This is a genomic window from Agrococcus jejuensis (genome assembly GCF_007679035.1).
GTDB lineage: Bacteria > Actinomycetota > Actinomycetes > Actinomycetales > Microbacteriaceae > Agrococcus > Agrococcus jejuensis_A.
Map to the genome: position 1 here is coordinate 369,809 of NZ_VEFR01000001.1, position 11,926 is coordinate 381,734.

At 74.3% G+C, this 11,926-nt stretch carries 13 protein-coding genes; all 13 read left to right on the top strand.

What is annotated here, in order from left to right; genetic code table 11:
* Positions 1-21 precede the first annotated feature (21 nt).
* The gene (gene rpoZ, locus FS793_RS01695; RefSeq protein WP_092501466.1) at positions 22-279 is read left to right on the top strand and encodes a DNA-directed RNA polymerase subunit omega; all 258 of its coding nucleotides are present in this window, start codon (positions 22-24) and stop codon (positions 277-279) included.
* Positions 279-1,475, top strand: coding sequence for a bifunctional phosphopantothenoylcysteine decarboxylase/phosphopantothenate--cysteine ligase CoaBC (gene coaBC / locus FS793_RS01700; protein ID WP_144717920.1), 1,197 nt, complete (start codon positions 279-281; stop codon positions 1,473-1,475). The genes rpoZ and coaBC overlap by 1 nt, the downstream gene beginning before the upstream one ends.
* Positions 1,472-2,662: a methionine adenosyltransferase gene (gene metK, locus FS793_RS01705; protein WP_144717922.1), complete on the top strand. Its 1,191-nt coding sequence runs from the start codon at positions 1,472-1,474 to the stop codon at positions 2,660-2,662. The genes coaBC and metK overlap by 4 nt, the downstream gene beginning before the upstream one ends.
* The gene (locus FS793_RS16055; RefSeq protein WP_186329274.1) at positions 2,659-4,551 is read left to right on the top strand and encodes a primosomal protein N'; all 1,893 of its coding nucleotides are present in this window, start codon (positions 2,659-2,661) and stop codon (positions 4,549-4,551) included. Before metK ends, FS793_RS16055 begins: the two co-directional genes overlap by 4 nt.
* Positions 4,551-5,462 carry a methionyl-tRNA formyltransferase gene (locus FS793_RS01715; RefSeq protein ID WP_144717924.1) on the top strand — a complete coding sequence of 304 codons (912 nt, stop codon included), beginning with the start codon at positions 4,551-4,553 and terminating at the stop codon, positions 5,460-5,462. The genes FS793_RS16055 and FS793_RS01715 overlap by 1 nt, the downstream gene beginning before the upstream one ends.
* A complete protein-coding gene (locus FS793_RS01720; protein ID WP_144717926.1) occupies positions 5,455-6,900 on the top strand; it encodes an RsmB/NOP family class I SAM-dependent RNA methyltransferase in 1,446 nt (481 codons plus the stop codon). The genes FS793_RS01715 and FS793_RS01720 overlap by 8 nt, the downstream gene beginning before the upstream one ends.
* A 10-nt stretch (positions 6,901-6,910) precedes the next feature.
* Positions 6,911-7,576 (top strand): ribulose-phosphate 3-epimerase, encoded by a 666-nt coding sequence (gene rpe, locus FS793_RS01725; RefSeq protein ID WP_144717928.1) that lies wholly within the window; start codon positions 6,911-6,913, stop codon positions 7,574-7,576.
* Entirely contained in the window at positions 7,573-7,833 is a 261-nt protein-coding gene (locus FS793_RS01730) for a phosphoribosyl-ATP diphosphatase (RefSeq protein WP_144717930.1), read from the top strand. The genes rpe and FS793_RS01730 overlap by 4 nt, the downstream gene beginning before the upstream one ends.
* A 62-nt stretch (positions 7,834-7,895) precedes the next feature.
* Positions 7,896-8,735 (top strand): ATP phosphoribosyltransferase, encoded by an 840-nt coding sequence (hisG, locus tag FS793_RS01735; RefSeq protein ID WP_144717932.1) that lies wholly within the window; start codon positions 7,896-7,898, stop codon positions 8,733-8,735.
* Positions 8,732-9,493: an imidazole glycerol phosphate synthase subunit HisF gene (hisF, locus tag FS793_RS01740; RefSeq protein ID WP_313959366.1), complete on the top strand. Its 762-nt coding sequence runs from the start codon at positions 8,732-8,734 to the stop codon at positions 9,491-9,493. The genes hisG and hisF overlap by 4 nt, the downstream gene beginning before the upstream one ends.
* On the top strand, positions 9,490-9,819 hold the full coding sequence (gene hisI, locus FS793_RS01745; protein WP_144717936.1) for a phosphoribosyl-AMP cyclohydrolase: 330 nt from the start codon (positions 9,490-9,492) through the stop codon (positions 9,817-9,819). Before hisF ends, hisI begins: the two co-directional genes overlap by 4 nt.
* Positions 9,820-9,821: 2 nt before the next feature.
* Complete coding sequence (locus tag FS793_RS01750; RefSeq protein WP_144719713.1) at positions 9,822-11,336, top strand: anthranilate synthase component I; 1,515 nt, start codon at positions 9,822-9,824, stop codon at positions 11,334-11,336.
* Positions 11,333-11,902 carry a Trp biosynthesis-associated membrane protein gene (locus tag FS793_RS01755; protein WP_144717938.1) on the top strand — a complete coding sequence of 190 codons (570 nt, stop codon included), beginning with the start codon at positions 11,333-11,335 and terminating at the stop codon, positions 11,900-11,902. The genes FS793_RS01750 and FS793_RS01755 overlap by 4 nt, the downstream gene beginning before the upstream one ends.
* Positions 11,903-11,926 lie beyond the last annotated feature (24 nt).

Genomic DNA, 11,926 nt, shown 5'->3' on the forward strand with positions numbered 1-11,926 from the left:
GCTTCGTCCTGAGGAGGACCCATGGCCGACAAGGGCATCATCAACCCGCCGATCGACGACCTGCTCGCGAAGGTGGACTCGAAGTACCAGCTCGTGATCTTCGCGTCGAAGCGCGCGCGTCAGATCAACGACTACTACACGGATCTGCACGAGGGCAGCATGTTCGACAACGTCGGACCCCTCGTCGACGCGACGCTCGAGGACAAGCCGATCTCGGTGGCGCTCCGCGAGATCCAGGAGGACAAGCTCCTCCTCAAGCCCGCGCAGCCCTCCGCGTAGTGCGCGTCGTCGTCGGCGTCGCCGGCGGGATCGCGGCCTACAAGGCCGCGCACGCGATCCGGCGACTCGTCAAGGATGGGCACGACGTGCACGTCGTGCCCACCGCGTCGGCCGTGCGCTTCGTCGGCATCCCGACGTTCGAGGCGCTCAGCCGCAACCCGGTGACGACCGACCTCTTCGACGACGTCGCCGAGGTGCGCCACGTGGCGCTCGGCCAGTCGGCCGACCTGATCGTCGTGCTGCCCGCGACGGCGTCGACGCTCGCGCGCATCGCGCATGGCATCTCCGACGACCTGCTCGGCACGACGATCCTCGCCTCCGAGGCACCGCTCGTCGTCGCCCCCGCGATGCACACCGAGATGTGGCGCAACGCGGCCACGCAGGCGAACGTCGCCCTGCTGCGCGAGCGCGGCGTGACGATCGTCGGCCCCGCCGACGGGCAGCTCACCGGCACCGACTCCGGGCCCGGCCGCATGGTCGAGCCCGACGACGTCGTCGAGGCGGCGTACGCCGTGCTGGCGCCGACCCGCGACCTCGACGGCATGCGCATCGCGATCAGCGCCGGCGGCACGCGCGAGCCCATCGACCCCGTGCGCTTCCTCGGCAACCGCTCGTCGGGTGCGCACGGCGTCGCCCTCGCGACGCGCGCGGCGGCACGCGGCGCCGACGTCACGCTCGTCGGCGCGAACCTGCAGGTCGCGGCTCCTGCAGGCGTGCGGCTCGTCGAGGTGTCGACGACCGCCGAGCTGCGCGACGCCATGCTGCTCGCGAGCCGCGACGCGCACGCGACGATCATGGCCGCCGCCGTCGCCGACTACCGCGTCGCCGACGTGAGCGACGCGAAGCGCAAGAAGGATGCGTGGGGCGCCAATCCGACGCTCCAGCTCGTCGAGAACCCCGACATCCTCGCGGAGCTGTCGATGCGCGCGCCCCGCGGCGTCGTCGTCGGCTTCGCGGCCGAGACCGAGCCCGACGCCGACGCCCGCCGCGCCATCGCCCAGGCGAAGCTCGCGCGCAAGGGCTGCGACCTGCTGGTGCTGAACCAGGTGGGCATGCAGCTCGGCTTCGGCGACGTCGACACCGCCGTCGAGATCCTCGCGCCCTCCGGCGTCGTCGCGACCGCCGCCGGCGCCAAGATGTCGGTGGCCGACGCCATCCTCGACTCCGTCCGATCCACCCTGCAGGAGCATGCATGACCTCCCGGCTGTTCACGTCCGAGTCCGTCACCGAGGGCCACCCCGACAAGATCTGCGACCAGATCTCGGACCGCATCCTCGACGCGATGCTCGCGCAGGACGTGCAGTCGCGCGTCGCGGTCGAGACGCTCGTCACGACGGGCCTCGTGCACGTCGCCGGCGAGGTGCGCACCGAGGGCTACGTCGAGATCCCGAAGCTCGTGCGCGACACGATCGTCGCGATCGGCTACGACTCGTCGCAGGTCTCGTTCGACGGCAACTCGTGCGGCGTGACGGTGTCGATCGGCGAGCAGTCGCTCGAGATCGCGACCGGCGTCGACACGGGCCTCGAGGCGCGCGGCGGCGAGACGGATGCGCTGTCGCAGCTCGGCGCCGGCGACCAGGGCATCATGTTCGGCTACGCGACCGACGAGACGCCCACGCTCATGCCCGCGACGGCGTGGGCGGCGCACCGCCTCGCGGAGCGCCTCACGGCCGTGCGCCGCGACGGCACGATCCCGTACCTCCGACCCGACGGCAAGACGCAGGTGACGATCGAGTACGTCGACCACGAGCCCGTGCGCGTCGACGCCGTCGTCGTGTCGACGCAGCATGCCGAGGACGTCGACCAGGCGCAGCTGCGCGCCGACGTCGAGCAGCACGTCATCGCACCCGTGCTCGCGCAGCTCGGCCTGCCGCACGACGACATGACGACGTTCGTGAACCCCTCGGGATCGTTCGTCGTCGGTGGCCCCAAGGGCGACGCGGGCCTCACGGGCCGCAAGATCATCGTCGACACGTACGGCGGCGCCGCACGGCACGGCGGCGGCGCGTTCAGCGGCAAGGACCCCTCGAAGGTCGACCGCTCGGCGGCGTACGCGCTGCGCTGGGTCGCGAAGCACGTCGTCGCAGCCGGCCTCGCGCGTCGGTGCGAGGTGCAGGTCGCGTACGCGATCGGCCGCGCGACGCCCGTGGGCCTCTACGTCGACACGTTCGACACCGGCACCGTCGACGACGGCACGCTCACCGCGGCCATCCGCGCCACGTTCGACCTGCGGCCCGAGGCGATCATCCGCGACCTCGACCTGCGGCGTCCGATCTACGCGCAGACCGCCGCCTACGGGCACTTCGGTCGCGAGCTGCCCGACTTCACCTGGGAGCAGACGCCCCGCGTCGACGCGCTGCGCAAGGCCGCCGGCGTGGCATGAGCGTCGCCCGCGTCGTCGTGGAGTCGCGGCTGCCGCAGCTGGATCGCCTCTTCGACTTCCGCGCCGACGACGACGTGATGCCCGGCGTGCGCGTGCGCGTGCCGTTCGGCGGTCGCATGCTGCCCGGCTTCGTCGTGGAGGTCGCCGAGGAGAGCGAGTTCGGCGGCGAGCTGCACCGCGTCGAGCGGATGCTGTCGCCCGTGCCGGTGCTGCAGCCCGAGGTGTGGGCGCTCGCCCGCGCCGTCGCCGACCGCGCGGCCGGATCGGCGGTCGACGTGCTGCGCGTCGCGATCCCCGGCAGGCAGGCGCGGCCGGAGACGGCCTGGCTCAAGGCCGAGCGGGCGCCTGCCACGCCGCCGGAGCCCGGGGAGAGCGTGGCTCCGGACCTCGTCGAGCGGCGCGGCCGCGTCGCGCTGCGATCGGAGCCCGGCGTGGTCGCGGTGGGCGAGGGCGACGACGTGCGCTGGGTCGGCCGCTGGGCCGTGGAGCTCGCGGGCCTCGCCCGCGATGCGCTCGCGCGCGGCGAGCAGGCCATCCTCGTCGTGCCCGACCACCGTGAGCAGCGGCAGCTCGTCGCGGCGCTCGAGGCCGTCGTCGGGGACCGCGTCGTCGAGCTCGACGCCCGACAGTCGAACCCCGACCGGTACCGCGGATTCCTGCGCGCGCTCGACGGCGGGCCCGTCGCGATCGTCGGACCGCGCAGCGCCGTCTACGCACCCGCCGCGAACCTCGGCCTGCTCGCGGTGTGGGACGACGGCGACCCGCTGCACGTCGAGCCCCTGTCGCCGTACGCGACCACACGGGACGTCGCGCTCGTACGCCAGCAGCAGTCCGGATGCGCGCTCGTGCTCGCCGGTCACGCGCGATCGACGGAGGCGCAGCGGCTCGTGGAGCTCGGCTTCCTCGAGGCCGTCGTGCGCGGACGCCCGCCGCGCACGCTGCCGGCAGCCCTCCAGCAGGGCCAGCACGGGCGCATCCCCGCCATGGCGTTCCAGGTGGCGAAGGAGGCGATCGCGCACGGCCCCGTGCTCGTGCAGGTCGCCCGTCCCGGCCACGCGCCCGCGCTCGCATGCTCGACCTGCGGGGAGCGCGCTCGCTGCCGACGCTGCCAGGGGCCGCTGCGCCGCGCGCGCGCCGACGCGTCGCCGTCGTGCGCGTGGTGCGGTGCCGTGCACGCCGCCTGGGCGTGCGCCTCGTGCGGCGGTCGCACGCTGACGGAGCTCGGCCGCGGCTCGGTGCGCACCGCCGACGAGCTCGGCCGCGCGTTCCCGAACATCCCGGTCGTCGTCGCCGACGGCCAGCACGAGCGCCTCGAGGTCGACGACCAGCCGCGCCTCGTCGTGGCGACGCGGGGTGCCGAGCCCGTCGCGGCCGGCGGCTACCGTGCCGTGCTGCTGCTCGACGGCGAGCGCCTGCTCGCGCGCGAGAGCCTGCGCGTCGCCGAGGACGCCGTCCGCGCCTGGTCGAGCGCCCGCGCGCTCGCCCGCGACGACGCCACGATCGTGCTCACGGGTGCCGTCGGCCGGGTCGCCGCCGCGATGACGACCCGCGACGCCGCGGGCTTCGCCGCCGCCGAGCTCGCCGATCGTCGCTCGCTGCGGTTCCCGCCGGCCGTTCGCGTCGCCTCCGTCGTCGGCGGCCCCGACGAGGTCGAGCGCGTCGTGCGCGCCGTCGGCGAGATCGGCGCGACGGATGCGCTGGGTCCCGTCGACGTGGGCGACGGCGCGGTACGGTCGATCGTCCGCTTCGACTACGGAGCGGGCGTCGACGTGGCGCACGCCCTGCGCGCCGAGATCGTGCGGGCGGCCACGCAGTCGCGCTCGCGCGTCGCGAAGGGCGCACCGGTGCGCGTGCACGTCGACGATCACGAGCCGTTCGAGGGGATCTGATGCGCATCGTCTTCGCCGGGAGCCCGGCAGCCGCCGTGCCGAGCCTCGAGGCGCTGAGCCGCAGCCACGAGGTCGCCCTCGTCGTCACGCGCGCCGCCTCGCCGCAGGGACGCAAGCGGGTGCTGACGCCGACGCCCGTCGCCGCCGCGGCCGAGCGGTTCGGCCTGCCGGTGCTGGAGGCGAATCGGCTCGATGCCGCCGCCACCGAGGCGATCGCGGCGGTCGGGGCGTCGCTCGGCGTCGTCGTCGCCTACGGCGGCCTCGTGCGCGAGCCGCTGCTGTCGACGCCCGAGCACGGCTGGGTCAACCTGCACTTCTCGCTGCTGCCCGCCTACCGCGGCGCCGCGCCGGTGCAGCGTGCGCTCGTCGCGGGCGAGCACGACACCGGCGTCAGCGTGTTCCGCCTCGTGCCCGAGCTCGACGCGGGACCGATCGTGCGGATGGTGGCCTCGTCGGTGCCGCCGCTCGCGACCGCAGGCGACCTGCTGACCGAGCTCGCGGCCTCCGGCGCCGACGCGCTCGTGGAGGCGGTCGACGCGATCGCGGACGGGTCCGCGACGTTCGTGGAGCAGACGGGCGAGCCGTCGTTCGCGCCGAAGCTCGAGCTCGCCGACGGACGACTGCGTCTCGACGAGCCCGCTGCCGTCGTGCTCGATCGCTTCCGCGGCGTGACGCCCGAGCCGGGCGCGCACGTGCTGCTCGCCGGGGAGCGCGTGAAGGTGCTGGCGCTCGCGCGCAGCGCTGCCGACCCGCTGCCGGCCGGCACGGCACGGCTCGTGGGCAAGGACGCCGTGCTCGGCACCGCCACGGGCGCGCTCGCGCTCGGCGAGGTGCAGCCGGCGGGCAAGCAGGCGATGCGCGCCGCCGACTGGCTGCGCGGTCGCGGGGGAGAGGTCGTGCTCGATGCCTGATCGTCAGCCGTCACGAGGACGCGGCGCGCGGCCGCCGCAGCGCGGTCGCGCGACCGAGCGCCCCACGCCGCGCCGCGTCGCGCAGGAGGTCGTGCGCGACGTCGACGTCGACGACGCGTACGCGAACCTGCTGCTGCCGACCCGCATCCGCGAGGCCGGCCTCGACGCGCAGGACGCCGCATTCGCCACCGAGCTGACCTACGGCACGCTGCGCTGGCAGGGGCAGCTCGATGCCGTCATCGAGGCCGCGGCCGGTCGCCCCATGGACGAGATCGACGCCACGACGCGCTCGGTGCTGCGCGTGGCCGTGCATCAGCTCGCGCGCATGCGGGTGCCGGCGCACGCCGCGGTGCACGAGTCGATCGAGCTGCTCGGCGACCATCGCGGCCGCCGCGGGTTCGCCAACGCCGTGCTGCGCAAGGTCGCGGCGACGCCGGTCGACGACCAGGTCGACGCCATCGCTCGCGTCATGTCCGACGACGATGCGCTCGCGCTGCGCGCCGGGCATCCGACATGGGTCGTGCGCGCGCTGCGCCGCGCGCTCGAGGCCGAGGGCGCCGGCGACGAGCTCGACGACCTCCTCGCGGCCGACAACGACGCGCCGCGCGTGCAGCTCGTGGCCCTGCCGGGGCTCGCGGAGCCCGACGAGCTGAGCGACGAGCCCACCGCGTCGCCGCTCGGGCGTCTCGCGCCGTCCGGCGACCCCTGGCGCGTCCCCGCCGTGCGCGACGGTCGCGCGCGCGTGCAGGACGCGGGCAGCCAGCTCGCGGCGCTCGCCCTCACCCGCGCGACGCCCGTCGAGGCGGGCGAGCGGTGGCTCGACCTGTGCGCGGGGCCCGGCGGCAAGGCCGCGCTGCTCGCGGCGGAGGCGCGCGTCGCGGGCGCGCGCCTCGAGGCCAACGAGCTCGTGCCGGCCCGCGCCGGCCTCGTGCGCCAGGCGCTCGCCGCCGTCGATCCCGACGTCGAGGTGTCGGTCGGCGACGGTCGTCGCATCGGCGAGCGCGACGGCGCCTTCGACCGCATCCTGCTCGACGCGCCCTGCACGGGCCTCGGCGCCCTGCGCCGTCGTCCCGAGGCGCGCTGGCGCAAGCAGCCGAGCGACGTGCCGGAGCTCGCGCGCCTGCAGGGCGAGCTGCTGCGCGCCGCCATGCTCGCCGTGCGGCCGGGCGGCATCGTCGCGTACGTCACGTGCTCGCCGCATCTCGCCGAGACGCGCGCGATCGTGCAAGGCGCCATCGCCGACGGCGCCGAGGCGCTCGACACGCGCGCCGTGCTCGAGCGCGTCGCACCCGGCACGCCGCTGGGCGGCTCCGGCTCGGCCGTGCAGCTGTGGCCGCACCGCAACGGCACCGACGCGATGTTCGTGCAGCTGCTGCGGCGGCCCGAGTCGGGCATGGACGGCCCCGAGCGGGGCAGCGCGGCATCCGCGCCTCGATAGCCTCGAGCACGTGCGCATCCACCCGAGCATCCTGTCCGCCGACTTCGCGAACCTCGAGCGCGAGCTGCAGGCGATCGCGACGGCCGACGCCGTGCACGTCGACGTCATGGACGGCCACTTCGTGCCGAACCTCACGCTCGGCCTGCCGATCGTCGAGCGCATCGGCCAGGTGTCGCCCGTGCCGCTCGACGTGCACCTCATGATCGACGACGCCGACCGGTGGGCGCCGCAGTACGTGCTGCCCGGCGTCACGAGCGTCACGTTCCATGCCGAGGCGAGCCGCGACCCGTTCGCGCTCGCCCGCACGCTGCGCGATGCGGGCGTCGCCGCATCGGTCGCGCTCAAGCCCGGCACCGACGCCGCGCCGTTCGCCGATCGCATCGACGCGTTCGACATGGTGCTCGTCATGACGGTCGAGCCCGGCTTCGGCGGGCAGTCGTTCATGCCGGAGGTGCTGCCGAAGCTCGGCGTGCTGCGCCGCGCCGCCGCCGATGCCGGCGTCCAGGTGCTGCTGCAGGTCGACGGCGGCATCTCGACCGCGACGATCGCCGAGGCCGCGGCCGCCGGCGCCGACACGTTCGTGGCCGGCAGCGCCGTCTACGGGAACGGCGACCCGGCCCCGCGCATCCAGGCGCTGCGCGACGTGCTCGCCGCGGCCGATACCCTGGGTTCGTGAAGACCTTCGACACCCTCTTCGCCGACCTCGAGCAGGCGGTGGCCGAACGCCGCGAGGGCAACACGCTCTCGCGCGTCGAGGGCGGCGTGCACTCGATCGGCAAGAAGATCGTCGAGGAGGCCGCCGAGGTCTGGATGGCGGCCGAGCACGAGGGCGACGAGCAGACCGCGCTCGAGATCTCGCAGCTGCTGTACCACCTGCAGACGCTCATGCTCGCGAAGGGCCTGAGCCTGCAGGACGTGTACCGACATCTCTGAGCCTGCCGCTCGATCCATTCGCTCGCAGACCACTGGTCGCAGCAGACACTGAGAGAACCAAGATGCTGAAGATCGCCGTGCCCAACAAGGGCGCGCTGTCCGAGACCGCCGCCGGCATGCTCGAGGAGGCCGGCTACCACGGCCGCCGCGACGGCAAGGAGCTCATCGTCTCCGACCCGTCGAACGACGTCGAGTTCTTCTACCTCCGCCCCCGCGACATCGCGACGTACGTGGGCTCCGGCGTCATCGACGTCGGCATCACGGGCCGCGACCTGCTGCTCGACTCGGGCTCGCCCGCCGTCGAGGTGCAGGGTCTCGGCTTCGGGCGGTCGACGTTCCGCTTCGCGGGCCCCGTCGGCGCGTTCGCGTCGCAGGAGCAGCTCGCCGGCGTGCGCATCGCCTCGAGCTACACGGGCCTCGTGCGCTCGTGGCTCGACGCGCGCGGCCTCGACGCGACGCTCGTGCACCTCGACGGCGCCGTGGAGTCGGCCGTGCGCCTCGGCGTCGCCGACGCGATCGCCGATGTCGTCGAGACCGGCGCGACGCTGCGCAAGCAGGGCCTCGAGACGTTCGGCGACCCGATCCTGTCGTCGGAGGCCGTGCTCATCTCGTCGGGTGCCGAGCACGAGGGCGCGCGCACGCTGCGCCGCCGCCTCGAGGGCGTGCTCGTGGCCCGCCGCTACGTCATGGTCGACTACGACGTGCGCCGCGAGGACCTCGACGCCGCCGTGCGCGTGTGCCCGGGCAAGGAGTCGGCGACGATCTCGCCGCTGCGCGACGACGACTGGGTCGCCGTGCGCGTCATGACCGAGTCGCACGACGTCAACCGCGTCATGGATGCGCTCGAGGCGACGGGCGCCAAGGCGATCATCGTCACGCGCATCCACGCAGCGAGGGTCTGATGCTCACGACGCGCGTCATCCCCTGCCTCGACGTGGCCGGCGGCCGCGTCGTGAAGGGAGTGAACTTCCAGGACCTCGCCGACCAGGGCGACCCGGTCGAGCTCGCGGCACGCTACGCGAGCCAGGGCGCCGACGAGCTGACCTTCCTCGACGTCACGGCGACGGTCGAGGGCGCCGACACGATCCTCGAGGTCGTCGAGCGCTGCGCCGAGCAGGTCTTCATCCCGCTCACCGTCGGCGGCGGCGTGCGCACGGTCGCCGACGTCTCGCGCCTGCTGGCCCACGGCGCCGACAAGGTCGGCGTGAACTCCGCCGCCATCGCGCGTCCCGAGATCGTCGACGAGATCTCCGCCGCGTTCGGCGCGCAGGTGCTCGTCGTGTCGCTCGACGTGCTGCGCTCGACGGAGACGCCGAGCGGGTTCGAGGTCACGACGCACGGCGGCCGCCGCCGCACGGGCATCGACGCCATCGGCTGGGCCGCAGAGGTCGATCGTCGCGGCGCGGGCGAGCTGCTCGTCAACTCGATCGACGCCGACGGCACGAAGGCCGGCTTCGACCTCGAGCTCATCCGTGCCGTGCGCGACGCGACGGGCGTGCCCGTCGTCGCGAGCGGGGGAGCGGGCGGTCCTGAGCACTTCGCGCCCGCGGTCGACGCCGGTGCGGACGCCGTTCTCGCCGCGAGCATCTTCCACTCGCGGCAGTGCACGATCGACGACGTGAAGGCCGCCATGCGCGCGGCGGGGAAGACGGTGCGATGACGACGCTGCCCGAGCTCACGACCGACGAGCACGGCCTCGTGCCCGCCGTCATCCAGGACGACGCGACGGGCGACGTGCTCATGGTCGGCTACATGGACGCCGAGGCGCTGCGCCGCACGGCGACCGAGGGGCGCGTGACCTTCTGGTCGCGGTCGCGCCAGGAGTACTGGCGCAAGGGCGACACGTCGGGCAACGTGCAGGTGCCCGTGTCGATCGCGATCGACTGCGACGCCGACACGCTCCTCGTGCGCGTGGAGCAGACGGGGCCGGCGTGCCACACGGGCAACCGCACGTGCTTCTTCACGCCCATCGAGGTGACGTCGTGACCATGACGACGACGCGCGAGGCGTTCGACGCGCTGCTGCCGACGCATCGGGTGATCCCGGTCGTGCGCGAGCTCCTCGCCGACACCGAGACGCCCGTCGGCGTCTACCGCAAGCTCGCGGTCGACCGCCCCGGCTCGTTCCTGCTCGAGTCCGCCGAGCAGGGCGTGTGGAACCGCTTCTCGTTCGTCGGCGTCTCCTCGTTCGGCCAGCTCACGGCCGACGAGGGAGACGTGACGTGGCGCAGCCACGGCCTCAGCCTCAAGCGCCTCCTGGGAGACGACGTCGAGCGCACCCCGCTCGAGACCGTGGCGCATGTGCTCGACCGCTGGCGCACGCCCCGCGTCCCCGGCCTGCCGCGGCTCACGGGCGGGCTCGTCGGCCACATCGGCTGGGAGGCGGTGCGCGAGCTCGAGCACCTGCCGAACCCGCCCGAGCGCCAGGTCGACGTGCCCGCGATCGGGCTGTCGTTCGTCGCGGAGCTCGTCGTGCTCGACCACCGCACCGGCACGGCGCTGCTCATCGCGACGGCGCTCGCCGACGGCGCGGAGGACGCGGATCGTCTGTGGGCGGGCGCGCAGCGCCAGCTCGACGACATGCAGGCGCGCCTCGCCGAGGACGCGCCGACGTGGCTCGCCGAGCCGCTCGCCGACGTCGAGCCCGAGCCGACCGCATCCGTGTCGCCCGACGGCTTCGCCGCCATGGTGGAGCGCGCGAAGGAGCACATCGTCGACGGCGACGTGTTCCAGGTCGTGCTGTCGAGCCGCTTCGACGTGCCGCTCGACGCGCATCCGCTCGACGTCTACCGGGTGCTGCGACTGCTCAACCCGTCGCCCTACCTGTACCTGCTCACGCTCGAGGACGCGTCGGGCAAGCCATACCAGGTCGTCGGCTCGAGCCCCGAGGCGCTCGTGACGGTGCACGAGGGTGCCGCGACGATGCATCCCATCGCCGGCTCGCGCCCGCGCGGCGTCGACGCCGCCGCCGACAACGCCCTCGCCGACGACCTGCTCGCCGATCCGAAGGAGCGGTCGGAGCACGTCATGCTCGTCGACCTCGCCCGCAACGACCTCGCGAAGGTCTGCGAGGCGGGCTCGGTCGCCGTGACCGAGTTCATGGTCATCGAGCGCTTCAGCCACATCATGCACATCGTCTCGACGGTCGAGGGCCGGATGCGCGCCGACGCGTCGGCGGTCGACGCCTTCCGCGCGACCTTCCCCGCCGGCACGCTCTCGGGCGCGCCGAAGCCGCGGGCGCTCGAGATCATCGACGCGCTCGAGCCCGCGCAGCGGGGCGTCTACGGCGGCGTCGTGGGCTACTTCGACTTCGCGGGCGACGCCGACCTCGCGATCGCGATCCGCACCGTCACGATCGTCGACGGCATGGCGCACGTGCAGGCCGGCGCCGGGCTCGTGGCCGACAGCGTGCCCGCGACCGAGCACGCGGAGGTGCGCAGCAAGGCCGCGGCGCCGCTGCGCGCGACGGCGCGGGCGGATGCGATGCGCAGGGTCGTGCGATGAGGGCCAGGGGACGGATCGTCGCCGTGCTCGCGCACCTCGTCGGCGGCGCGCTCATCCTCGCGGGCTCCGTGCTCGTGTGGGCGACCGTCGTGCCGGCCGACGCGCCGTCGGTCGAGCTCGACGGCACGACGGTCGCGCCCGCGCTCGCGCCCGTCGCGCTGACGCTCGGCGCCCTGGGGCTCGCGCTCACGCTCGCGTCGCCGATCGTCGCCCGGGTGCTCGCCGTCCTCGGCGTCGCCGTCGTCGGCATCGGCGCGACGCATCTCGCGCAGCGCGTCACGACGCTCGACGTCACGATCGCCGACGCCGCGAGCGCAGCGACGGGCGTCACGACGCTCGACGCCGCATCGACCACCACCGCGGCGCCCGCCCTCGCGGTGGTGGGCCTCGTGCTCGCGCTCGTCTCCGCGGTCTGGGCGTTCGCGACGGCGCCCCACTGGCAGCGCAGGCAGGCCCAGCAGCGCTTCGAGCGCGCCGAGTCCGGGCTCGCGTGGGATGCGCTCGACGACGGCGACGACCCGACGGCGGGCGGACGGTCGGACGAGCCGGGCACGCGCGACAGGTAGACTGATCGAACCCATGGATTCGAG